Annotated in this window: 26 protein-coding genes; 2 read left to right on the top strand and 24 right to left on the bottom strand. The window is 38.2% G+C overall.

Annotated elements, in window-relative coordinates; genetic code table 11:
* The 4 genes from ACSU6B_RS13615 to ACSU6B_RS13630 all read right to left on the bottom strand — a co-directional run.
* The coding region (locus tag ACSU6B_RS13615) for a DegV family protein (RefSeq protein WP_410885946.1) at positions 1-827 on the bottom strand (827 nt) is incomplete at its 3' end.
* Between the two features lie 320 nt (positions 828-1,147).
* The gene (locus ACSU6B_RS13620) at positions 1,148-1,399 is read right to left on the bottom strand and encodes a DUF2535 family protein (RefSeq protein ID WP_215003185.1); all 252 of its coding nucleotides are present in this window, start codon (positions 1,397-1,399) and stop codon (positions 1,148-1,150) included.
* A 221-nt stretch (positions 1,400-1,620) separates the two neighbouring features.
* Positions 1,621-2,364: a twin-arginine translocase subunit TatC gene (gene tatC, locus ACSU6B_RS13625; RefSeq protein WP_168244829.1), complete on the bottom strand. Its 744-nt coding sequence runs from the start codon at positions 2,362-2,364 to the stop codon at positions 1,621-1,623.
* 169 nt (positions 2,365-2,533) lie between these two features.
* Positions 2,534-2,728 carry a twin-arginine translocase TatA/TatE family subunit gene (locus ACSU6B_RS13630; RefSeq protein ID WP_098931751.1) on the bottom strand — a complete coding sequence of 65 codons (195 nt, stop codon included), beginning with the start codon at positions 2,726-2,728 and terminating at the stop codon, positions 2,534-2,536.
* A 323-nt stretch (positions 2,729-3,051) separates the two neighbouring features.
* Between ACSU6B_RS13630 and ACSU6B_RS13635 the strand changes: the two genes are divergently transcribed.
* Positions 3,052-3,291, top strand: a complete 240-nt coding sequence (locus tag ACSU6B_RS13635; RefSeq protein ID WP_088088697.1) for a hypothetical protein — start codon at positions 3,052-3,054, stop codon at positions 3,289-3,291.
* Positions 3,292-3,362: 71 nt separating this feature from the next.
* Here the strand turns inward: ACSU6B_RS13635 and ACSU6B_RS13640 are convergent, their stop codons facing one another.
* From ACSU6B_RS13640 to ACSU6B_RS13670, 7 genes are all read right to left on the bottom strand, one after another.
* Positions 3,363-3,851 (bottom strand): dihydrofolate reductase, encoded by a 489-nt coding sequence (locus ACSU6B_RS13640; RefSeq protein WP_410885949.1) that lies wholly within the window; start codon positions 3,849-3,851, stop codon positions 3,363-3,365.
* Complete coding sequence (locus ACSU6B_RS13645) at positions 3,848-4,642, bottom strand: thymidylate synthase (RefSeq protein ID WP_410885951.1); 795 nt, start codon at positions 4,640-4,642, stop codon at positions 3,848-3,850. Before ACSU6B_RS13645 ends, ACSU6B_RS13640 begins: the two co-directional genes overlap by 4 nt.
* Positions 4,643-4,696: 54 nt before the next feature.
* The gene (locus ACSU6B_RS13650; RefSeq protein WP_410885953.1) at positions 4,697-5,404 is read right to left on the bottom strand and encodes an anthrax toxin lethal factor-related metalloendopeptidase; all 708 of its coding nucleotides are present in this window, start codon (positions 5,402-5,404) and stop codon (positions 4,697-4,699) included.
* A 138-nt stretch (positions 5,405-5,542) separates the two neighbouring features.
* Positions 5,543-6,121, bottom strand: a complete 579-nt coding sequence (locus ACSU6B_RS13655; protein ID WP_410885955.1) for a TerD family protein — start codon at positions 6,119-6,121, stop codon at positions 5,543-5,545.
* A gap of 34 nt (positions 6,122-6,155) precedes the next feature.
* Complete coding sequence (locus ACSU6B_RS13660) at positions 6,156-6,767, bottom strand: TerD family protein (protein ID WP_410885957.1); 612 nt, start codon at positions 6,765-6,767, stop codon at positions 6,156-6,158.
* 48 nt (positions 6,768-6,815) lie between these two features.
* Complete coding sequence (locus tag ACSU6B_RS13665; protein WP_410885959.1) at positions 6,816-7,919, bottom strand: toxic anion resistance protein; 1,104 nt, start codon at positions 7,917-7,919, stop codon at positions 6,816-6,818.
* 3 nt (positions 7,920-7,922) lie between these two features.
* A complete protein-coding gene (locus ACSU6B_RS13670) occupies positions 7,923-9,560 on the bottom strand; it encodes a YceG family protein (protein WP_410885961.1) in 1,638 nt (545 codons plus the stop codon).
* Positions 9,561-9,775: 215 nt separating this feature from the next.
* Between ACSU6B_RS13670 and ACSU6B_RS13675 the strand changes: the two genes are divergently transcribed.
* The gene (locus tag ACSU6B_RS13675; protein ID WP_410885963.1) at positions 9,776-10,015 is read left to right on the top strand and encodes a hypothetical protein; all 240 of its coding nucleotides are present in this window, start codon (positions 9,776-9,778) and stop codon (positions 10,013-10,015) included.
* 1 nt (position 10,016) lies between these two features.
* Here the strand turns inward: ACSU6B_RS13675 and ACSU6B_RS13680 are convergent, their stop codons facing one another.
* The 13 genes from ACSU6B_RS13680 to ACSU6B_RS13740 all read right to left on the bottom strand — a co-directional run bounded on the left by ACSU6B_RS13680 (position 10,017) and on the right by ACSU6B_RS13740 (position 22,990).
* Positions 10,017-10,817, bottom strand: a complete 801-nt coding sequence (locus tag ACSU6B_RS13680) for a hypothetical protein (RefSeq protein ID WP_410885965.1) — start codon at positions 10,815-10,817, stop codon at positions 10,017-10,019.
* Positions 10,814-11,935, bottom strand: a complete 1,122-nt coding sequence (locus ACSU6B_RS13685) for a cysteine protease StiP family protein (RefSeq protein ID WP_410885967.1) — start codon at positions 11,933-11,935, stop codon at positions 10,814-10,816. The genes ACSU6B_RS13680 and ACSU6B_RS13685 overlap by 4 nt, the downstream gene beginning before the upstream one ends.
* A complete protein-coding gene (locus ACSU6B_RS13690; RefSeq protein WP_410885969.1) occupies positions 11,916-13,292 on the bottom strand; it encodes a phosphoribosyltransferase family protein in 1,377 nt (458 codons plus the stop codon). The genes ACSU6B_RS13685 and ACSU6B_RS13690 overlap by 20 nt, the downstream gene beginning before the upstream one ends.
* Entirely contained in the window at positions 13,243-14,430 is a 1,188-nt protein-coding gene (locus ACSU6B_RS13695) for an HpcH/HpaI aldolase/citrate lyase family protein (RefSeq protein WP_410885971.1), read from the bottom strand. Before ACSU6B_RS13695 ends, ACSU6B_RS13690 begins: the two co-directional genes overlap by 50 nt.
* A 76-nt stretch (positions 14,431-14,506) precedes the next feature.
* On the bottom strand, positions 14,507-15,286 hold the full coding sequence (locus tag ACSU6B_RS13700; protein WP_215003164.1) for a TerC family protein: 780 nt from the start codon (positions 15,284-15,286) through the stop codon (positions 14,507-14,509).
* Between the two features lie 200 nt (positions 15,287-15,486).
* Complete coding sequence (locus tag ACSU6B_RS13705) at positions 15,487-16,068, bottom strand: TerD family protein (protein ID WP_088088708.1); 582 nt, start codon at positions 16,066-16,068, stop codon at positions 15,487-15,489.
* A gap of 102 nt (positions 16,069-16,170) precedes the next feature.
* Positions 16,171-16,764 (bottom strand): YpjP family protein, encoded by a 594-nt coding sequence (locus ACSU6B_RS13710; RefSeq protein ID WP_410885973.1) that lies wholly within the window; start codon positions 16,762-16,764, stop codon positions 16,171-16,173.
* A gap of 160 nt (positions 16,765-16,924) precedes the next feature.
* Positions 16,925-17,359 carry a BrxA/BrxB family bacilliredoxin gene (locus ACSU6B_RS13715; RefSeq protein ID WP_410885975.1) on the bottom strand — a complete coding sequence of 145 codons (435 nt, stop codon included), beginning with the start codon at positions 17,357-17,359 and terminating at the stop codon, positions 16,925-16,927.
* A 63-nt stretch (positions 17,360-17,422) separates the two neighbouring features.
* Positions 17,423-18,556, bottom strand: a complete 1,134-nt coding sequence (locus ACSU6B_RS13720) for a conserved virulence factor C family protein (protein WP_410885977.1) — start codon at positions 18,554-18,556, stop codon at positions 17,423-17,425.
* Between the two features lie 105 nt (positions 18,557-18,661).
* The gene (locus ACSU6B_RS13725; protein ID WP_410885979.1) at positions 18,662-20,551 is read right to left on the bottom strand and encodes an ABC-F family ATP-binding cassette domain-containing protein; all 1,890 of its coding nucleotides are present in this window, start codon (positions 20,549-20,551) and stop codon (positions 18,662-18,664) included.
* Positions 20,548-21,195, bottom strand: a complete 648-nt coding sequence (locus ACSU6B_RS13730; protein ID WP_410885981.1) for an HD domain-containing protein — start codon at positions 21,193-21,195, stop codon at positions 20,548-20,550. The genes ACSU6B_RS13725 and ACSU6B_RS13730 overlap by 4 nt, the downstream gene beginning before the upstream one ends.
* Before the next feature lie 293 nt (positions 21,196-21,488).
* Positions 21,489-22,337, bottom strand: a complete 849-nt coding sequence (locus tag ACSU6B_RS13735) for a DegV family protein (RefSeq protein WP_410885983.1) — start codon at positions 22,335-22,337, stop codon at positions 21,489-21,491.
* A gap of 134 nt (positions 22,338-22,471) precedes the next feature.
* Positions 22,472-22,990, bottom strand: coding sequence for a hypothetical protein (locus ACSU6B_RS13740; RefSeq protein WP_410885985.1), 519 nt, complete (start codon positions 22,988-22,990; stop codon positions 22,472-22,474).
* Between the last annotated feature and the right edge of the window lie 21 nt (positions 22,991-23,011).

Genomic DNA, 23,011 nt, shown 5'->3' on the forward strand with positions numbered 1-23,011 from the left:
ATGAGGGCAATTGTCCCCGGTCCAGTGTGAGTGCTTATCGTAGGACCCGTGTAATCAATCGAAATATCTTTATACCCGGTTAATTCAGTAATTGCCTTTTTCAGTTTAGAGGATAATTCGTATGCTTCCGCATGAACAATGCCAGCACCATATATCGTTTTTCCTTGGACATCCTCCGCAAATTGCTTGGCCATATATTTAACCACCTGTGTATGGCTGCGAACCTTGGCGACGGGATTGTATTCCGCGCCTTCAAGCGAGGCAATCGGCTTGATATTTAATAATGAACCTATAAAGGCTTTTCCCTTACCAATCCGTCCACCCTTCACCATATTCTCAAGGGTATCTATCATAATATACAATTTTGTATGTTCGCGCACCCTATCAAGCCGGTTAAGGATTTCGTCCATTCTCTTACCCTGCAAGGCCATTTCCGCTGCTTCCTTTACCTGGAACTGGAGGGCTATCGAGATAAACAGCGAGTCAATGACTGTAACTTTCGTTTTCGTCATTTGGGCTGCACTCTCAGCGGATCGAACTGTCCCGCTCATTTTGCCTGTCATATGGATTGATAATACCTCATAGCCTTCTTCTCCAAGCCGATCGTAAACTTCAAGAAAAGTACCCGCAGAAGGTTGGGAACTTTTCGGTAATTCCTCAGATTTTTTCATTACTGTTATGTATTCAGCTGCATCAATTTCTACTCTGTCTAAGTAAGATTCACCATTTATTGTTACGGACAAGGGCACAACCACAATACCCAGTTTTTCGGCGATTTCTAGCGGCATGTCCATTGTTGAATCTGTTACAATTTTAATTTTGCTCATAACTATCACTTCCCTAACAGTACTGCTATGTATTATACAGTTAACTACTATTGAAAGGAATAACATCCATCACTTTTCATGTTTTAAAAAAAAGGTCTGTTAAACTTGGCTGTTGATTTCTGCTCCAGGTGCGTGCGGTTCGCGGGTACTAACCCGCCTCCTCGGCGCTTGCGCCTGCGGGGTCTCCCCTGCCCCGTCCTCCCGCAGAAGTCATCGCGCCTTACGCGCCAATCAACATAGTGCCAAAATCAACAATGACATAGCCAAAATAGAAGAGCACCGCTAGGGGATACCCTGCGGTGCTCGAATGGCATTATGCATTAAGCGTTATTCTTTAATTCTCCAACTTTAAACAATTGTTCATAATCTGGCCACTTCATGACCTTTTTCAAATAATCTTTAAAGGAGTAGCATTTTTTTAAGTTTATTTCGTCGTAAAGCGACGTAACAAACTTCTGTAAACGGACTTGGATCATAAATTTATAAGTGCTATCTTCCTCCAATACAGGAATGTCCATGACTTTAACCTTCTGTCCAACAACATTTTTGAACTCTAGGCTTTTGAATAACAAAATATCAATCCTCTTTTTCACCCGTTTGAGTATATTATACACTCTTTGGACGACGAATTGTGTCTAATTATGAATAGATTAAAAAATATTTATGAATTAATAATATGTCGGTACTTAAAAAACATAAAAAACAGAATCTTTCAGCTAGAAGTTAAAAATAATCGTATTTCAACAAAAAAGACCCTAAGGGAGTTTTATCTCTTAAGGTCTTTTGTATTCATTTATGCTTCGACTACCTCATCTTCTTTGTCTTCTTCCTGCAGCTTTTTCAAGCGTTTGCGGTAGACAAACTTCGATAAATTAATACTGATTTCATAAAGGAGCAAGAGTGGCAAGGTTACCACAAAATCAGACATAAAGTCTGGTGGTGTAATAACGATTGCAATAATAATCAAAACGAAATACGCATATTTACGAATTTTTGCTAAAACAAACGGATTAATGATGCCAAGTGAAGTCAAAAACATAACTACGACTGGAAGCTCAAACAGTACCCCGAATGGCAAGGTCATATTCATGATAAAGCTAAAATATCTTTCGGCAGTGAAGTTTGTGACAAACATATCTTTTCCCATATTCACCAAAAAGTCTAGAACCATCGGAAAGATAATAAAATAACCGAAGGCAAGACCAATGATAAACAAGAAAAATAAAGCCGGAACATAGGAAATCGTTATTCTTCTTTCTATCGGTCTTAGTGCTGGTCTAACAAATAGCCAAATTTGCAAAGCGAGAACTGGAATAGTACCCGCCACAGCTACAACAGTTGCCAGCATGAAATAAATCCACATTATATCACTTGGTCCGAGAACCATCAGTTTTGTATTTCCAACAAACCATTTATAGATATCGTCTACATAAATAAAACCGGCGATAAAAAAGACTACAAATGCAAGTGCAGATACAATAATTCTTTTGCGTAGTTCTTCTAAATGATCAACTAAATTTAATTCTTTATCATCCATGTACTTCCCCTGCCAATTTCAAAAGGTTAAAGATGTGCACGTATATATCGCTCATAGAGTTGACTCTAAACGAAATAGTGCCATTGTTTTAATAAGATGAACAATTTTCATGCATTTTTATAGGTTAAACCTAGAGAAGAAAAAAGTGTAAGACTTAAAATCTCACACCCTATTTAATCAAATTTTTCTTTTCTTCATCAATATCTTTCATAACATCGTCTGTTAGTTCACGGGTTGACTTTTTAAATTCTTTTAATGTTTGTCCGAAGGCGCGGCCAATTTCCGGAAGTTTCTTAGGTCCAAAAATAATCAATGCAAGTGTTAAAATCAAAATCAATCCTGGTATACCGATATTAGAAAACATGGATTTTCATCCCCTTTAATTGTTGTATTATATCTACTATGATTATAGTATCGAAAATTCGTTTTGAGTTAGTTATATGCAATAATTCATAGTAAATTCACAATATCTAGAAAAAGTAAAACAATAGTGATTTATAGCATTTTCGTATCATATTATTAATTACTAATGACAATTTAACAATTACAACTAACGAAGTCAATGATTAAATGCGTTTAAGGAATTATTAAAATATTTTGATAACTTTCTTTTATTTGAATATAATTGGATCATTAGGAACATATATTTTTCAAAATGACAAATAATAAGGATAGGATGTGATGAGGATGGAATTTTCACTTTGCAGTTATGATGGGGCTCTTCCTGTGGAGGTAACACTTGATGATGATAATGGAAGATACACCATTCGTAAAAGCGATCGTAGTGGGGAATATTTTAATAGCCCACTGGAACTAATAAGCTGGGTTAAAACACATTTCAACGAAAGAGAATTTTGCCATCCACATGAATTTAGGGGTATGCTTGCTAAATTAGCAGATTACGAATTAAATGGATCCTATTTCTAATATCATACAAAAGAAAGCACCAGCGATGCGCTGATGCTTATTTTTATGAGTCCAAACCTGATCAATCCGCGCTACGATTTTTTTTCATATATTTTGAATTCATAATCGTACGGATTCTTCTCATCCATTAAGCCCTTTTCACTAGACACTAGTTCCCATTTGCTACGATCAAATTCAGGAAAAAACGTATCCCCCGCAAATTCTTCATGAATAAGCGTGATGTATAGACGATCCGCAAACTCAAATGTCTCGTTAAATATTTCAGCTCCACCAATTACGAAAATTTCTTCGCTTTGCTTTTTGCTGTTCTTTACAAAATCCTCAATGGAATAAAAAACCGTACAATCTTCACTCTGATAATTAAGCTGGCGGGTGATCACAATATTTTCTCTGCCAGGAAGGACACGACCAATGGATTCATGCGTTTTTCTTCCCATCGCAATTGGGTGGCCCATCGTCACCCTCTTAAAGAATTTTAAATCCTCCGGCAAATGCCATGGCAGTTGATTATCTTTCCCTATTACTCGATTTTCGTCCATCGCGACAATAAAAGAAATCATACACTCACTACTCCTTTAATGTGAGGGTGTGGATCATATCCCTCTAGTGTAAAGTCTTCATACTCAAAAGAGTAGATATCCTTGACTTGTGGATTAATTTTAAGAGTCGGCAATGCTCTCAGCTCTCTCGCCATTTGCAACTTTACTTGTTCGAGATGGTTTTGATAGATATGAACATCACCAAAGGTATGGACAAATTCACCTGGCTCCAAACCGCACACTTGGGCAATCATCATTGTTAGCAGTGCATAGGATGCGATATTAAATGGGACGCCAAGAAATACATCGGCTGAGCGTTGGTAAAGCTGGCAGGACAGCTTCCCATCTGCCACATAAAATTGGAACATACAGTGGCACGGCGGTAACGCCATATTATCTACTTCTGCAACATTCCAGGCATTGACAAGTAGTCTTCTTGAGTTGGGATTCGTTTTAATCTGGTTGATAAGCTCTGTAATTTGGTCAACGGTTTTTCCATCTGCACCTGTCCAAGAACGCCATTGGTGACCATAGACAGGACCTAATTCCCCATTTTCGTCTGCCCATTCATTCCAAATGCGGACCCCGTTTTCCTGTAGATACCGAACATTCGTATCCCCATTTAAAAACCAAAGCAGTTCATAGATAATCGATTTTAAATGTAATTTTTTAGTCGTCACGAGTGGAAATCCTTCTGCCAAATCAAATCTCATTTGATAACCGAAGGTGCTAATTGTACCCGTACCAGTTCGGTCGCCCTTTATGTTTCCATTTTCAAGTACATGCTTACATAATTCTAAATATTGCTTCACCGTGGACACTCCCTTATCTGCACATATTTATCTATTTTAACAATCAAGGGTAAATTAGTGAAGCGATAGCTGTTTCAAAAATTCAAATGTTTTTGGTGCTTTCTTCCGTAATAGTTCTTTTGTATCATCATTTAAATAGTACATTGCGAAGGTCTCTGCAAAATATTCTTCCGGATATAAAAAATAGCTGTTTCCCGGAAATAATTGTTCATGTTCCTTTTCCCATATGCTCATAAAGTCCTTGGAACCACTAATCTCCCCATACACATAGCGATCGATCGAATGGGCCAACTCATGTAATTCTAGATTTACAGAACTATGACCCTTTCCTGATTCACTGGAACCAATCTTAACAAGGACCACCTTCGATCCTCCAATCCCTGGGACATCATCCCAGGTTACGTTAGATGTATAACCCCGCGGAACCTGCCCAGCTAATTGCCTTGCAGTGGGATTATCCGTCAGCTTTCCATTAAAAAGTTTCAGGTTAATTCCCTGATTGTTTATTTTTTTCAAAAGGGAGAAAGGTAAAGAATTGATTCTGGAAATCATAGCAGCCGCTTCTTGTTGATCAAAGTGCTCCTTTGGTAATACAATTATTTGATCTAAAAGTGCTACTGACCGATCATCTTTAAGAGATTGGTAGATTAGCGAATTTCTAGGATAATCTCCAAGCAAAATACCATCATAAGAAGCTTGTGATGTAGTTATGGATGATAGAAACAAACCAGCGATTAGTAGAGTAATTACCGATTTACGCAAATTATCATCCCCTAATAATTCAATATATTAAATGAATTATAACATAGGACTTAGTTAGTTAATTTGAATTTACAAGCCAAAAGTGGGGAATAAAGGAAAAAAGCTGCCGAATACGGCAGCTTCACAATTTTAATAAATTTAAACTTCTAATCCATAATTTCGGCAAAGGGAAGCTAATCCACCTGCAAAACCACTGCCAATCGCGTTAAATTTCCAATCACCGTTATGGCGGTAAAGTTCACAAATAACAACCGCTGTTTCGACCGAAAAATCCTCGCCAAGGTCAAATCTTAAGACCTCATTATTAGTATCATCGTCAACCAACCGAACAAAGGCATTAGAAACTTGGCCGAAATTCTGGAATCTTGCGTCCGCATCATGAATAGTCACAGTAATCGCAATTCGATGCACATGCGTGGGAACTTTACTAAAGTCAATCTTGATTTGCTCGTCGTCGCCGTCGCCTTCTCCGGTTCGATTATCACCCGTATGTTCAACAGAGCCTGAAGAGTGAATCAAATTATTGTAAAAAATAAAGTCGGAATCTTGGATAACTCTGCCATTCGCATCTGTTAAAAATGCGGATGCATCCAAGTCAAAGTCATTTCCACCATGATAACGATTCGTATCCCAGCCGAGTCCAACAATTACCTTGGTTAGCCCAGGGTTCGTTTTTGTTAAATCAATTCTTTGTCCCTTTGCTAAGTTTATCCCCAAACGTATCACCTCTATTTGAACTTTATTTAATTACCTAACTAAAGGAACGAACAACATCACTAAGGCTGGCAGCATTTGTACCACTGCCGATTGCCGCAAACTTCCAGTCATTGCCGTGACGATAAATTTCTCCTGTCACAAGGCATGTTAGCCCGCTATAATTATCTGATAAATTATAATGAATCAATTCCTGATTGTTTCCAGGATTCACGACTCGGATAAAAGCATTTTTCATCATCCCAAAGTGCTGCTTTCTCTTCACACAGTCATAGATATTAACAACGAAAACAAGTTTCTGAATATTGGACGGTACTCTGCTTAAATCAATCATTACCTGCTCGTCATCACCGTCTCCGTCGCCTGTTAAATTATCGCCTGAGTGTTGTACACTGCCGTCATTGCTCTTTAAGTTTCCAAAGTAAACAACGTCCTTATTGTTTTGCAGCTTGTCGTTTGCACCAAGCATAATAACAGAAGCATCACAGTCTATATTAGCTGCACCACCGCCGCTGAATAAACCGCCGAATAAGCCGCCGCCACCGCTGCCTTGTACTGGATCCCAGCCCAAACCTACCATGATTTTAGATAATCCTGGATTACTCTTCGTTAAATCAACACGTTGCCCTTTTTGTAAATTAATAGCCAATTCAATCACCCCAATAAGAAATTTAGTAAATCAAAAACTATTTATTAACTAAGATTGTTTCAACTGTTTAAAGTTATTTTGCAGTTGTTCTAAACGTTTCGTGCCTTCAATCCGCATCCGTTTATTTTCATCTTCGATAGCCCTTGTTTCCTGCATGCCTTTGATGATAATATTCCAAGATTCTTCAATCGTCTCGATTTTTATACTTGGACCTCCGGCAAGCCTAGCAATATCCGTGCTTTGCTGGGAAATGTTTTGCGCATTTTTCAGAAGCATTTCATTTGTCCTGCGGTCAAGTTCACTCATTGAATCAGCAACCAGCTTTTGTCTTTTCGCCGCCATCGCTTGAATCAGACCATTTTTAAAAATCGGGATGGTCGTCACAAATGCCGAATTGATTTTTCCAATCAGTTTCGTATTTCCTCTTTGCAAAAGACGAATCTGCGGAGCAGTCTGCAGTGAGACCATTTTGGCCATTTCTAGATCATAGATGCGTTGTTCTAATAACTCAATGACATTTTTAAGCGAGTCCAATTGCATGGAGGCAAGTTGATCACCTGCTCCGGCTCGGGATTCAAGCTGGGGAAGTTGATTATTTTTTAGTTCCTCAACTTTTATCTCACCCGCAACAATATACTTTTCAAGCGTTAAATAGTATTGATAGTTTTGCTCATACATTTGCTCGAGCATATTTGTTGCATCAACCATTTCATGCTGATATTTCGATATTTCTATGTATACCTTGTCAATCTCGGAGCCCATGGTTTGGTATTTGCCGAATAGCTTTTCGACCACTTTTTCACCCTTTTTAAAAAGCTTACCAAAAAATCCACCTGAAGTTTTTTGAAAGTCCTTAGCATCAAACTTATCCATAATCCGGCCCAGTTGTTTAAGCAGTTCACCAGAATCCTCCACTTTTGAAGTCTTCATATTGTTTAATATCTGATCCGAAAAACGGGAAATTTGGACGGCTGGTTCCTTCCCAAACTCTAAAACTTGGATTTGGTCACGCTCATCAATCGTGCGGGCTAAATTTTGAATTTCTGGTTCTTTCCGAAGTGCAAGTTTAATGTCAGAGACTTTTGTTTCTGTTAGGATGTCATCCGTACCTGCTGGCTTTAAACCGCTTGATGGATTCGGCGTAAGAGTCACTTATTAATCTCCCCTTAAATTTTTTAAGATTCCTTGAAAAAGCCCTTTTTTAAAAATAGACGGTTCTTTAAATTCTAAATCAAAAACAACGTCTTCAAGCCAATGCTTATCAAATAAACGTTCGTCCAAGAAATTTTCAATATCATTATGACCAGGAGGATTATACAGGATGATATCAATACCAAATTGATTTAATAGCAAGATAAGTGCTGCATCTGACCTTGAGAGTATACCTGCTAATTCATTATTGTAGATGATTAATTTAGGTATATGTTGCGAGTAGTCAAATCTTTCGATTAACTGAATGATGGGTTTTGGCATAAACAAGGCCTGCGTAAATAAATACATTTTTACGTCTTCTATACTTTCCTTTGGGAAGGGCTTTAAACCTGGTTTTTCACAGATTCTCCTAACGGCATTAGCGATTCCTTTTTGTAATCCTGAAGATAAAAAGGAATATGGCCAGTAATGTGCTTGCATCATAGTAGCCGGATTAATTAAGCCATCCTTATCAAGGGCATTTCGATAATGAAAGCGAAAATCACTTGTGCTTGTCATCGTGATTGGCAAACGGCGAATCAGTAAACTATGGTCTAATTCATTGAGTGATTGCAGACGGTCCCAGTACTCTTTGCGATTTTTACTAACACCCTGTACTTTAGCAAAGATAGAAGGTATTTTGACTTGTCCGTTCCCCACCTCAAAATCTGGTCTGACCATCGCCATTTCTTTCCCAAGAATAAATAGTTCATCATAGGTCGTTTTTAATGTAATCGAGGACGGAGTATAATCTCTTAATTGCCATGGTTTATAAAGACCTGAACCCTCTTGGTTTAAAATCGTTTCAATTTCTTTTGAGGCTCTATATGCAACCGTTGCCTTACGACTGCGCTTTTCCTTCGGGAACGGTTCCGCAGGCAGCTTATTTTGAAATTGATGCGAGAAGATTGGGTCCTCCATCATACCTTCTAAAATATCCTTACCTTCTGGATGGAAAATAACAATATCACAGGCAAGCCTGCTTAAATAATATAAAAAATATTGGTGGCTTTTCTTAAAGTCGCCGTACCACAAAAATCTAGGCATTTCGATTTGTGGATCAGCCATCTCCAAAACGGGCTGTAAATGATTGATGGACCATTTAACAATGTCAACAAGCACCCGCCTAAGCTCGTGGTTCTTTAGCCCGTCCCCTTCAAGTTTTGCGTACAACTCCAGTGTTGCGATCATCGCTTCTCTTATCTTCCTATGGATTACCGGTACCTTTGATTTCAACAATAACTGTTCCCCATCTAGAAAAGCCGTAAATCGGTTGATGGACAGCTTTTGTTCACGATTAATATTTATGACTTTTTGAATGGATTGAAAGTGAGTGTTGTTAATTGTTTTATCTAGTGATTCCTCACTTAGCAAATGAAGTCTCCATTCCTCATTATTAACATAATCAAAAAGCTGGTTATAATAGGTATCCGTATCGATTGGTATCCCAAGGAACTTTCCAAGTACTTGCCCAATGTGAATTTTTCCATTTTCTAATGAATAATTTGGCCGTTCAGGTAGCGGTTTTTTCAGCAAGGCGTGCCAATTTTCATTTGAAAGGGATACTGGATGGGCGATTAGCTGATTTAATGATGGATGCATTCATAATCCCTTCCTCAAAAAAGAAAGCTATTTTTCTAGCGCTAGAAAATTATGTAAGGTTTCCATAACATCATATCATAGTTATTTAATTGGTTCATTTGTTTATACGAATGTCATAAAAAAATGTTTCGTCTTTTTCACCATTTCCTCATTTTTCACCTTTTTCCTTGTCCTTACATACTATTTGAGTACTGACGTTAAAGTAGGTGACTCGAATGAGATTTTTATATAAGCGGCCTAGGATAGAACACATTCAGGAAGAATTAAATACCGTGATGGAAGTGATGGTTTCCGATGTTTTTATTTACCTAGATTTATTTGTGTTTAGCTTAATCTTTACGATGCTGCTTTCTTCAACATTGCATTCACTAGCCATGTCGATTCTATTCTTTATTGGATGCTATAGTTTATTTTCTTGCGTATACTTACTTGTTTTTAACCGAAAAGTGAAATAAATTAAACTATAAGTTGTTGCAGCTGTAAAAATTGTTGGGTAATCTCCTCCCCTGCACTAACACCATAATTTTTTGTAAGTGTAAAATTACTAGTGCCTGACACCCTAGCAAGCTCACCATGGGCTGGGACAAATCGATATTGGCAGTTTTCCAGAAAGTCCCAATCTAGTACGGAGTCCCCCGCACCCGCAATGACTTCCATACCTTCTCGCTTAGAGATAAATTCAAGTGCATCCCCTTTGCTGATCGCAAGAGGGATAAAGTAGAGCTTTCTCCCCTGTATGGAGATCCTCCAACCATATGATACAGCCAAATCATTAATCGCTTTTCGATCTGAAGCAGGTGGAAGACTGTTTAAGATGAAATAGAAAAATAAATTCTCCGCCTGCTTTATTTGTCCATCAAAATGAAAGCCTTCTCTTTTTAAAATCGCAAGCAACTCATTTTGGGGAACCGATTCCGCGTTCATACGCTGAAAAATATAGGTCGACCAATCTTTCATTATTTCACCTTTATTAAGAATATTGGCCCCATTTGAAGTAATTGCATATTTTAGCTGTATCTCCTCCTTAAAAATGTAGAAACGGTTAAATTGCTCTGTTGTCCTCGTTGTAACCGGAACAAAAAGACTAGTTAGTGAGAGCTCTTTTAAAGCAAAAAAGGATCGTTCTGTCATATAGGCAACCCAATTATTATCTTTTTTTTCAACGGGTTTTAAGACTGTTTTATCTAGTTCTCCTAGTTCTTCAATAGCCCGTTTCGAATAAACCAATGTACGATCAAGGTCAGATGCAAAGATCATTTTTTAATCCCCTTAACCGACTTAATTAAGCCGCAGCATAAATACTTTAAATTTGGATATGGTACCACCTCTACACCCTTTTCTTCGGCAAGCATGAGAATATGTTTGACAAATGGACTTGACGGATCGCGCATTAGTATCTTCCATGGAACCCTGCGAAGCAGAACTCTTGTTGTTTCTCCGACTCCTGGTTTGATATAATGGGTACTTTCAATTTCAAACTCAGATTGAATTCGCTTGACGTCCTCCATCCCCAAGAATCCAGTTTCTATTTTCTTATTTTCCTTATGTGTAGCCATCTCCGCCGCTTTGCTTGTAATGTTTACAAATTCATTGCTAATCAAATCAATATATTCATTGGAAACATCAACAGGAATCAATTCCTCGTAATACTTAGCTCCATGGAATTCATCCTTCCCGATATATTGATCATTTAAAACCGTCCTGCTCACCAACCCAGATACAGTTGAGTTTAGACATGCACTAGGAATTAAAAAATCCTCACGGGTTCCGAACAAAGTGGTACAATAACCTGGATCTGCGATGACTGCTAATGTGTCGTCAAGGTTTATCCCATATTTTTGTTGATAATCATGACAGGCTTTAGTCAATTCAAGCGAAATTGCCCCTTTACCTGTCCACCCATCAACAAATTGAATATCAGCCTCTGGATGTTGGCTAAGTATATATTGAAGTGCATTTTCGTCAATCCCTCTGTCGCGGATAATTGAAACACTGTAATGCGGCAATAATACATGGTAATGCATATGGATATACCTTTTTATTAATATCCCCACAGGCGTTCCTGCACGAGCCAGAGAAACAAGTACGGCCCTATCACCCTTAGATTGATAGATTTGTTCAGCCACAACACCAATACATAGGGCAACTTTTTGTTTGTATTCCTGTAAGGTTTCCCAAAATAAATCCACATACGCCTTTGGCGGCTGGTACTCAATTGGCAGTGATTCGCTGTAGTGAACACCTGATTGAACCATCAATTCCCGATTTTCAGTCGAATCCTCTAGCTTTATATCACTTAAATCCTTTAATAGAAATTGAACATCCTCCGCATTATAGCTTCCGATCTTTGCCGGTTTATTGATTGTGGTTTTCAACTTGTTCACCTCGATATTCAGAAAAAAAGACAAGTCTTATCATCTTTATTTGTAATTTATTTAGTTCTTTCAGTAATGGTTGAAGATTCTCTAACTTTACTGTTCTTTCAAAAAAGATAAATATTTCATCGTAGAATCCTGGTGGAATATTGTAAAAAAAGTGAGTAATATCTTGGTCTTCAGGATTAGGAAAAGACGCACCATACCTCGCTCCGTATCCTACTTTGTCTTCGATAAAAATCGGGCTTCGAGTTGTTGATTGATAATAAACACCTTTACCCATTTCGGCAGCTAGTTTCATCGGAAGATACATAAACTCTCCAGTGCCTAGGCAAAGCGTCCTTTTTCCAATCCTTTTTTTGTTTAAAACGGCCGCAGCTGCAGAGGTTTTCTGTTGAAGACTCCTATTTTCCGTACTGCTTAGGCCGAATCGACCTGTCTCTTTAATAAATGCTGCCTTATTCATCGGGTTATTGGCTGAATAGAGGGTCATGGTAAAAAAAGGTGATAGGTCTATTTGTTCGACAGAGGACTCCACGCGCTTGTTCGATTCCTCTTTTATTGACCAATTATTCATTTCATTATGCTGTTTAACCTGTACTGTACCAGCCAAAAGGCTTACCACATTGATTTTTATCCCCAGGTCCTGTTCAAGACGGATAAAACCATTTCGATTTTCTTCTGAACGCCAATCCAAAATGGAAACAACGGTATAAACATGTCTTGGGAATTTAGCATGGATCGATTGGATAATATTTAAAGCGGTTTTACCCGTTGTTAGTTCATCATCAACGAGGATGATCTCTCGTTCATTTTGTATCATTTCTAACGGAATAAAACAACGATGTGATGTCGCATGGGAATGCTCTTCTTCAAAGGTAATTTTTGGTTTCACCTGTTCGAGTTCTTCTCGAGTGGTATGAAAGTATTCAGCCGAGTTAAAGCAATCAAAAAAAGCATGCCCAAGTGATGTGGCGGTTTCAGCAAATCCTATCACTACAGGACGAATATTGTCAGGGATAAAGGCCTTACTCTGATATAATTCTCCATTTTTAAAGGAGGTTAATAGACTCTCAGTTTCTAAACATTTTATCTCCTTTACCGTTTCAAGGAATCTCGCACCAAGAAGTGCTCCAGTTTGGAGTCCTTTATTGGGATCAATTGGTAAGTGTTTACCAAGCACTTTACTTACAAACAAAAACGACCGTTTCTTATTTATTCTAGCTGCCATTGTAAATAATTCTTCTAGTGTTAAATCATACGGATTTTCAGAAACTTCTATCTCTGTTTCAATGGAGTCTAGGATATTATACATATACTTCTTTTTTGATAAGGTCAATGGTTGTGAATTCTTCATGTAACACCCCGTACAGCTGTGATTTTAAGATGGTTTTCTTTGCCCAATAATAATGAGGTTTTATTTCATTCATTTTATTAGCAAAATTACTTTTCAAAACGCCAATATCCCCATTTGCCGCATTTATGATATTGCTAGCATCAATGAATTCCTCGTAGGAAACAACATTTAGGGCTTGCACTACTTTGATATGTGAAGGATGAATAATCGTTTTTCCTGTTATTCCGTTTGCAATATCCATTAAGATTTCCTGGATTAAACCATCCATATGTTCATTGATTAATTTTGCTCTCCATTTCAACCCTTCATCCCCGTACCGTTCTCGGAACGGTGTTTGCCTAAGCTGTGGCTTTAACATTCTCTTTTTCTCAGAAAAATACTCCCAAACTGGACCCGATACAACGTAGGAACTATCAAAGCGTTGAAAGACATTGATAATATCTGAAATGCAATCTCTTAAGACAGCGATATCATAAACGGTAGTATCCGCACTGCGGCGAATTCCATATAATCCACAAAAATCAGTAGCCCCAATCCGAACATTAAGAATAATGTCCTTGTAGCGATCAAGAAGATTCTTTATACTCATTAATTCTTCCATTCTCGTTTCTTTTTGAATGACCTTTGCTGTCTCCAAGATCGGCATAGCATAAAATGGGTGCTCCTTTGTATGTAATCGGTTTACTTCCATTAATAATTCTTCTCCAATTTCAGCACTGAATTTTGGAAGCACGACCCCAGTAAGCAGACTTATTGCATCCCCTAATTGTTCGGTAACCCGATTTAACTGCTCTAGGTTTCGGATTCGGATAAACATAAGCGGTAGATCTGTATAGCTCAAAAAGCCTTTATTTAATTCAAAAAATAACTTTAATAATTCACTGATAAGCATTGCTTCAGCATCAGTTACCTCGTTATCACCAACAGCATCTTCTAAGTCGATGACAAGGGAGGTTAAACCTTCATGCTTCTTAGAGAGGATTTCTTGATGAATATTAGGGCGTGTGGCAGGCATATAAAGCGTGGCGCCTAAACCATAGGACAGTATTTCACGGTGAGAATATTTTGTAAAAGCCTGCGGTTTTTGGAAGAAGAATCCTTTAATTTCATTTTCGTAAAAGTATGTAAAAAATTCCATAACCACTTTCTCCTCTTTAAAGGTAAAAAATAGAGGAGACGGACTCTCGTCAGCTCCCCTTTTTAGTCAACAATTTTTAGTTTTCTTTGCTAGTTTCCTTTTTCTTATTCATGAAGTGAACAATAAAGGTAGCTCCAAATGTTACGGCTAGAATAATAAAGAAATGTAATGATTCAATATGGATGTTGAATAACGGTAAGGTTAGTGCCATCTTAATAGAAATGATTAGGATTAAGATATAAGCGGTGGTTTCAAGTTCAGGAATCCTGTCGATTAGTGTAAGAAAAACTCCGGCAACGCCACGCATCATTAACACACCAAGGATCCCACCTACAAATAAAATCCATACCTGATTGCTGACCCCAAATGCCGCAAGAACGCTGTCTACTGAGAATGCAATATCCATTAATTCAACGGCAGCTACCGTTCCCCAAAAGGTGCCAAATAAGCGTATTAGCAAGCCGCCTTGGTTAATCCCTGCAGCTTCCTCATCATCGTGACCAGTATCACCTTTACGCTTATCGATGAAATACTTAATCGCTAACCAAGCAAGATACGCGGCACCAAGGGCTTTAATGACCCAAAACTTGATTAAGTATACTCCGATTCCAATCGCAATAAATCGGAATATATATGCTCCTAATAAACCATAGAACAAGGCTCTCTTACGCTTTTTAGGTTCCAAATGTTTAACCATAACGGCTAAAACAAGCGCATTATCAGCAGAAAGTAATCCTTCTAAAATAATAAGTGTCCCAATAAGTCCCCAGCTGACTGGATCGGCTAATATTTTACCCCACATATTCAAATCAAAAAATTGCGCATAGGTGTCCAAGATATGATTCAAAACTGACATTAAAGTAATTCCTCCTAGAATAGACAAGCGGAAGCGCCTTGTTCAGGGCAAGCATAAGACTCCGTCATGAAGGTTGTACTTTACCTTCATGACGGATTGGCTGTAGACCATAGAGCCCCTAGGCGCAGCAGCTAGACATATTGTTAACAAAGCTTTTGTAAAAAGACCCATTATTGATTGGGTCTCTTCATTTTGAAATATTAACCTATCGATAGTCCAAAGTCAGTTGCAAGTGCAGCTAATCCGCCTTGATACCCACTGCCGATGGCACTAAATTTCCATTCACCATTGTGGCGATACAATTCACCAACAACAATTGCTGTTTCAATCGAGAAGTCCTCACCTAAATCATAGCGGATCAATTCTTCACCGTTTGCCTCATTGTAAATGCGGGCATAGGCATTTGAAACCTGTCCAAAGTTTTGATTTCTGCTTTCTGCATCATGAATTGTAATGGTAAACGCAATCCGCTGAATATTGGCTGGAATAGTTGTAAGGCTTACTTTAATGCCTTCATCATCACCATCACCAGCACCTGTGCGATTATCTCCAGTATGTACCACAGCTCCATTTGCTCCTTGTGGATTATTATAGAAAATAAAGTCACTTTCATTCGTAACTTTTCCATTTTCCCCCAATAGGAAAACTGATGAATCTAAATCAAAGTCATTTCCACCATCATATTTGTTTGTGTCCCATCCTAATCCAACCACAACATTTGTTAAACCAGGATTGGTTTTTGTTAAATCAACTTTTTGACCTTTTGATAAACTTACTGCCATTTTTCATTCCTCCAATTTAGGTAATAGTCTATTTACGAGTTTGTCATAAAAAGGTTTCATTTATTATAATAAAATTTTTTCCTGCCAATAAGCAAATTCACATTAACTCATCCATTTAGGTGGTGTATTTTTAGCCCAAAAAATAGACCCTAACTCATGATGGCTCTGGAAATTATCATGGTAGGTGTGGTAATGAAAATTAAACCAGTAACCTGCTTGCGGTGGATTATCTCGTCTTACATGAAAACGAAGTATATCTTTACCGATAGCGCGATTGTTAATATTAAAGATTTTTTCAGAAAGGCCGGCACCAGGATGTTCGGTTATGGTGAGATTTTTCAAATCTTCTTCAGGAAATTGGACAGCAATTTCTTCAAGTGCAGTTTCGATATTTGGTAAAATAATTTCCCGAAATTCATTTTCGATGACTGGTTTAATCCTTGGACCAAATTTTTGATATGACTGGAATTCTGCTTGTTTTATTAATTCTTCAATAAACTTTTCTTTGTCAAAATCTGATTCTTCAATAAACGTGTTTGTTTGTCCAAAGTGACTTTCGGTCGATGGCGCTTCAAAGGCATCACGATCGGCAAGATTCTCTCCATTTACCGTATTGATTAATTGTGTGGGGGTAACAAGTCCAAAAGTTAAAACAGATACTAATACAAATAACGTTTTACGAAGCCAATTGTTCATTTTTCATTTCACCTTATTCTTAGCAAGATTATGTATAATCTATTTTTTCTAAAATTAGTTATTATACAAAATATTATACTTCTTTTTTCTTATAAATGGAAAAAAACAGTTTAAAAATCACAATTTAATCATAGAAAAAGGATGTCGGTTGACATCCTAATTAGCAGTGGGCTTCAAATGCCCCAAGTAAATTATGCATAACTGTTTCCATCGGCATTCCTTCAATATCATGTCTAGGAATGAAATGAACGACTTTTTTATCTTTTAATAATGCCATAGATGGTGATGAGGGTTCAATACCTTCGAAATACTCACGCATTTTCGCTGTGGCTTCTTTATCCTGTCCAGCAAAAACTGTTACTAGGTGGTTTGGCTTTTTTTCGCTATTTAGCACCGCTTGCGTTGCAGCAGGACGAGCCAATCCAGCAGCACATCCGCACACAGAATTTACGACAACCAGCGTTGTTCCGTTGACATTTTCCAAAAATTGTTCTACATCTTGTGCAGTAGGTAGCTCTTCGAAGCCAGCTCTTGTTAATTCTTCGCGCATCGGTAAAACCATTTGTTTCATATATTCATCATAAGCATTTGACATTTTAAATCACTCCGTTTCGGTTCATCCACTTTAGAATACCTAATCTATTAGCTATTTGCAATTTTATTCGGTCGCTTTCCTTGATTCAGTCATTTGCTTCCAAACAGAACCTTTAGCTTCTTTACCGCCTTCAATTCTTTCAATCGCCATTTTTATTTGCAAACTGACTTCAAATTCCGAATCATTTTCGGCAGCTTTTAACGCTGGAAGGGCCTTTTCATCGCCTGCTTCATATAAAAACATAGCTGCCCGCCAGCGAACTAACTTGCTCTTATCCTGCAATGCTTCCATCATCTCGTCGGCCGCTTCTGGAAACCCTAAATCTGATAGACAATCTCCCGCGGTTCTTCGAACGGTCACAGTTTTATCTTTCAATGCCTGATATAAAAGCGGAAGTACCTCTTTCTCTTTGATCATGCCTAGGTACACTGTTGCAAGCCTTCGAATCGAAGCCTTTTCATCAGATAATGCTTTTTCAAGTACGGGTAAATCCTCTAGTTCCGGATCATCCATTTGCTCGAGGAGTTGATAGCGAATCTGCCAATCGGGATTCTGCAAATCCTCCAATGTTACCTTTTTGCGAGAAAGATTAATTTTTGGTTCTGAAGTAGATTCTGCTGATTGAGCATTTGTAACTAATTCTTCTAATCGTTCCAGTGGATACGCGGCAATGAGCTCATCGACTACCTCCTTGCCAATTTGGTCAAAATCTCCATAGCGAACGCCCTGATTTTGCCACTTTCGCAATAAGATATAGTTATCTTCAGGAAGCTGTGCCCTTTCTCTTGCCTTTAAAAAGTGTTCCGCCAATCCAAACCGTCTTTCAGTAGCGCCATCGGTAAGCTTTACTTGGAGTGGAATATCCTTAAACATTTGGATTTCAACCTTAATTTCACCAAAATGTTCATCTATTTTTGCTGTGTTTGCAGTTTCATTCGCTTTTTCTCCAAATGCCTGGCGAACTTGAGGTAATAATTCCTTCCAATCATATCTTGCATTCCGCTCGACAGCAAGAAAGTCTGCGACATGGTACACGCCTTTGATGCCTTCGATTTGAAGGATGGATTGGATAACGGCTGGCGCATCTGTTGCTGTTTCTTTTTTATAATTATGGCTTTTCCCCATAGGAAGTTCTTCATCTAAATTAATTTTCATTGTATTCGGACTTGGCGTTGGTTCAATCGCCTTAATTTTCAAAAAGATCACCTAATTCTTATGATTTCTTTATCCAGTTTATCATATTGGATAAGTTTCAATCACCGGATATGCTTGAAGAAAAAGAGTACGCTCCTGGACGCACTCTTATTCCTTTTCAGCCAGCTCTGCCAGATATGACCAGCGTTCGATTAAGTACTCAAGCTTTTCGTTTAATTCGTTTTCCTGCTTCATCAAATCCTGTGCTTTCGTAAAATCACTGCCTGTTTTTGCCATTTCAACACCTATTTCTTCAATGCGGGTCTCTGTTTTCGCAATATCCTCGTCAATTGATTCCCATTCTTTTTTCTCTAGATAAGTCATTTTTTTCTTTTTTTCTTTCTCAACCGGTTTAGTTGGCTTGGCCGAAACTGCGACTGTTTTTTGTGCTTCAAGCGCTGATTCCTTCTCAAGATACTCTGTATAATTCCCAAAGAATGAATCTATTGTACCTTCCCCTTGTAGGACGAGAAGCTGTTCAGCCACCTTATCTAAGAAATAGCGGTCATGAGAAACAGTGATTACCACTCCCGGGAAATCTTCCAAATAATCTTCAAGTACCGTCAGTGTCTGGGTATCGAGATCATTGGTTGGTTCGTCCAACAATAACACATTTGGTGCAGTCATCAATATTTTTAACAAATATAAACGTCGTTTTTCTCCGCCCGATAGCTTTCGAATTGGGGTACCGTGCGAAAATGGAGGAAATAGAAAGCGTTCAAGCATTTGAGCAGCAGAGATCGTTTTCCCATCCGATGTTTCGACAATCTCGGCCGTCTCTTTAATGTATTCAATCATCCGCTTATTTTCATCCATATCTTCACTTTCCTGTGTATAATAGGCGATTTTTACCGTTTGCCCCATGATAAACTCACCCTCATCAAGGGGGATATGTTTTGCGAGGATATTTAATAAGGTTGATTTCCCGGTTCCGTTTTTCCCGATAATGCCAATCCGATCCCCCGGCTTCACAAGTAAATCAAAATGATTTAAAATCGTTTTTGCTCCGTATCGCTTGGAAGCATCCTTCAGTTCAAATACCTGCTTGCCAAGCCGACTGCCATTTAACGAGATATCCATCTTTTCAGAAGATGACTTCCCACTTGAAACCTTTTCATCGAGCTCATCAAAACGTTGAATCCTCGCCTTTTGTTTTGTAGACCTGGCTTTTGCACCACGCCTAATCCATTCGAGCTCCCTGCGGAACAGATTCTTACTTTTTTCAAAGGTAGCTGCCTCATTTTCTTCACGAATCGCTTTTGCTTCTAAAAAGGCGGCATAGTTCCCTTTATAACTGTATAATTGACCACTATCGAGCTCAAACATCCGATTCGCAACCCGATCTAAAAAGTAGCGATCATGTGTGACAAGCAAGATCGAGCCATTGTATCTACTTAAATAATCCTCTAACCATTTTACCGAATCAAAATCAAGATGGTTCGTAGGTTCGTCTAAAATAAGTAAATCCGGCTCGGCGATTAATACTTGAGCCAATGCGACGCGCTTTTTCTGTCCGCCCGAAAGTTCACTGATTCTTTTTGTAAATTCCTCAATCCCTAATTTCATTAAAATCGACTTTGCATTGGTACTAGCATCCCAAGCATTTAAAGCATCCATTTGCTTTTGTAATTCAAAAAGGTCTTCTTGGACTTTCGTGTCATTTGGAGAAAGATTCAGTTCTAATAAAGTTTTTTCATAAGCACGCATTAGTTTTAGGATGGGAGCATCGCCATGGAAGACTTGTTCAAGGACCGTTTTGTCACCGTCTAACTCCGGCTGTTGGTCTAAAAATGTAATGGAATAGTCTTTACTTGTGATGATTTTTCCTTCGTCAGGAGTATCTAGTCCTGCAATAATTTTTAATAATGATGATTTACCGGTCCCGTTGATCCCGATTAATCCCACACGCTCTTTTTCTTTAATCGTGAACGAGATATTGTTAAAGAGCTGTTTTTCCCCATACGTTTTCGAAACATTTTCTCCTGTGAGCATTTTCATTCTTGTCCATCCCATTCTTGGTAAAATTGTTCTAAAAAGGTTTCCATCATTTGTTGACGGCTTTCTGCCATTTCTCGGGCAGACTCTGTATTTAGTAAATCTTTTAATTTAAGCAACTTTTCATAAAAGTGGTGAATACTTGTTGATTTACCTTTTCGATACTCTTCTAAGCTCATTTCGTTTCGAACCTTAATGCCGGGGTTATAAATTGGTTGTCCTTTTTTACCGCCATAGGCAAACGCCCTCGCAATCCCGATGGCTCCAATCGCATCTAATCGGTCTGCATCCTGGACGATTTTGGCTTCAATCGTTGAGAGCTCACTGTTTATGCCGCCTTTATAGGAAATCGTTGCGATAATTTGTTTTATATGTTTTTTTTCATTATCTGTTAGCGGAATTGTTTGCAAAAAAGTTTCCAGTTTTTCTTCACCTTTTTCGATACTTTCATTCAACTTTTCATCAGGGATGTCATGGAGTAATGCAGCCATTTCAATAATGAACGCCTCTCCTGTCTTTTCTTCCCAGCAAATATGTAACGCATTCCGTCGAACGCGGTCGACATGGAACCAATCATGGCCTGTCGCATCTTCAGCTAATTCATTACGGACAAATTCTTCTGTTAGCACAATTATCGGATTCTTCATTGCTTGAAAGCACCTACCTTTATCCTTGCTATTTTAACATGAAAAACAAACAAAAAATAACCCCGAATGTTCGGGATTATTTTTTGTTAGCTTGGCGTCCGCTTTTTTTCTGACTTTGCGACTTGCTATTACCAATTTGAAACTCGCTTCCAAGTTCAATATCATTTCGTTTGTCTTGCTTTTCAATTTGTTCTCTTGTTTGGTTCGGATTTTGTCTCCCTTGCTTACTAATGACGCATCTCCCTCTCATCTAAGATTTAATGCAATTTTAGTATGCTCAGTTTGGGAGTAAGTTATTTCAACTCATTATGCCAGCTGATGCCAAGGGTATTTTCACCTGCATGCACGCCGATTACCGCGCCTAATGGACAACAGTTGATTTCTAGTTGAGGAAATTCCTTTCTTAATTCATCCTTCCAATTAGCTGCGTGACCCTCGTGCAATCCATATAAAATATATACCTCTTTAAAATGATGCTGCTCGTAGGATGACCTTAAGTAATCCAATATTTTTTCCTTTGCCTTTTTCTCACTTCTTGCTTTTTCTTTCACACTCAGCGCACCATCTTCGATCGAAATAATTGGTTTAACGTTAAGCATACTGCCGAGAAAGAATTTCAAGCCTGACATTCTGCCGCTTCGGTGGAGCTGTTCTAAACTGCCAACAAGAACATAGGTCTCGTTGGTTTTCTTAATTCTTTCGAGTTGACTGATTACTGATTCAAGACTAGCACCTGCTTCAAGCAGCCTTATTCCTTCTTTAAGTAAAGCCGTCATTGGATAGGTTAGGATATTGGAATCAAAGGTGGTTACCGGAATCTCAACAAGCATTGCAGCTTGCTCACTCGAGGATACCGTGCCACTTAATTTTCCTGATAAAAGAACGGCGACAACTTGGTCGTAATCCTTAGTCAGTTGTTCGTATAATGTTTGAAAGGCTCCAATGGAAGGCTGTGATGTTTTAGGTGGATTTTTAAGTTGCTTTAATCTCTCGAATAATTGAGCAGGGGTTAAGTCAATCCCATCAGAAAATTCCTCACCATCAAGTAAAATCGTTAGTGGAATGGTATATAAATCTGGATGATTTTTTAATTCTTCGTCTAAATAGGCTGTACTATCTGTGACCCAAGCCGTTTTGACCAACGTCATCTCCCCTTTTTTATAAAAAAATGAACAGATATGTAAATTAATCGTACATAAAAATTTGAATATTGTAAATATTTTAAAGACCTAATTAAAACCAGCTTTGGATGAAAAGCTGGTTTCGCTTCATATTACTAAAATTCCCTGTTCAGTTGCTTAAGAGTTGTCATGATAAACTCAGTCATTTCAACCAAATCATCCACTTGGTCTTCCCGAATCAATCGATCAAAATCAACATTAATCACATGAGTCTGCTTTCGTACAATTTCAAGTGGTCGATACTGAACAATTTGAGTTAACTTTCTCGTGGACCCCCATACGTTTAGTAGGATGTTTTCAACCGCATGAAAGTCTATTTCCATGTCTTTATGTTCAATTAAAAATTGAAGCCTTAAATGACACCCTGCCTTCTGTTCTGATTGTATGGCCGGTAAAAGCTCTGCTGCTAGATTAACCAGGTTTGATGTCATTTCAATATTCGCTATTATACTGCTTTTAGGTAAACGGAAAGATACATCAAATTTCCGAGACATCTTAGCCATGTTGATTAGATCGTTTCGGTCCGTAATAACAATCTCACCGATAATATCTAAATCATAAAGTGCACCTTCAATCACCACTTTCATGTTATCAAAGGCTGTCGGATCAAACATATCCCATCTACTCTCCTCTTA

Origin of the sequence: Neobacillus sp. C211 (assembly GCF_051842875.1) — a bacterium.
GTDB lineage: Bacteria > Bacillota > Bacilli > Bacillales > Cytobacillaceae > Neobacillus.

What these genes read in the sequence shown, in the direction of transcription:
- tatC (WP_168244829.1), bottom strand. Translation starts at nt 2,364, where the DNA reads ATGGATGATAAAGAATTAAATTTAGTTGATCATTTAGAAGAACTACGC.
- ACSU6B_RS13630 (WP_098931751.1), bottom strand. Translation starts at nt 2,728, where the DNA reads ATGTTTTCTAATATCGGTATACCAGGATTGATTTTGATTTTAACACTT.
- ACSU6B_RS13635 (WP_088088697.1), top strand. Translation starts at nt 3,052, where the DNA reads ATGGAATTTTCACTTTGCAGTTATGATGGGGCTCTTCCTGTGGAGGTA.
- ACSU6B_RS13640 (WP_410885949.1), bottom strand. Translation starts at nt 3,851, where the DNA reads ATGATTTCTTTTATTGTCGCGATGGACGAAAATCGAGTAATAGGGAAA.
- ACSU6B_RS13670 (WP_410885961.1), bottom strand. Translation starts at nt 9,560, where the DNA reads ATGCATCCATCATTAAATCAGCTAATCGCCCATCCAGTATCCCTTTCA.
- ACSU6B_RS13675 (WP_410885963.1), top strand. Translation starts at nt 9,776, where the DNA reads ATGAGATTTTTATATAAGCGGCCTAGGATAGAACACATTCAGGAAGAA.
- ACSU6B_RS13680 (WP_410885965.1), bottom strand. Translation starts at nt 10,817, where the DNA reads ATGATCTTTGCATCTGACCTTGATCGTACATTGGTTTATTCGAAACGG.
- ACSU6B_RS13690 (WP_410885969.1), bottom strand. Translation starts at nt 13,292, where the DNA reads ATGAAGAATTCACAACCATTGACCTTATCAAAAAAGAAGTATATGTAT.
- ACSU6B_RS13695 (WP_410885971.1), bottom strand. Translation starts at nt 14,430, where the DNA reads ATGGAATTTTTTACATACTTTTACGAAAATGAAATTAAAGGATTCTTC.
- ACSU6B_RS13700 (WP_215003164.1), bottom strand. Translation starts at nt 15,286, where the DNA reads ATGTCAGTTTTGAATCATATCTTGGACACCTATGCGCAATTTTTTGAT.
- ACSU6B_RS13705 (WP_088088708.1), bottom strand. Translation starts at nt 16,068, where the DNA reads ATGGCAGTAAGTTTATCAAAAGGTCAAAAAGTTGATTTAACAAAAACC.
- ACSU6B_RS13710 (WP_410885973.1), bottom strand. Translation starts at nt 16,764, where the DNA reads ATGAACAATTGGCTTCGTAAAACGTTATTTGTATTAGTATCTGTTTTA.
- ACSU6B_RS13715 (WP_410885975.1), bottom strand. Translation starts at nt 17,359, where the DNA reads ATGTCAAATGCTTATGATGAATATATGAAACAAATGGTTTTACCGATG.
- ACSU6B_RS13725 (WP_410885979.1), bottom strand. Translation starts at nt 20,551, where the DNA reads ATGAAAATGCTCACAGGAGAAAATGTTTCGAAAACGTATGGGGAAAAA.
- ACSU6B_RS13730 (WP_410885981.1), bottom strand. Translation starts at nt 21,195, where the DNA reads ATGAAGAATCCGATAATTGTGCTAACAGAAGAATTTGTCCGTAATGAA.
- ACSU6B_RS13740 (WP_410885985.1), bottom strand. Translation starts at nt 22,990, where the DNA reads ATGTTTGATCCGACAGCCTTTGATAACATGAAAGTGGTGATTGAAGGT.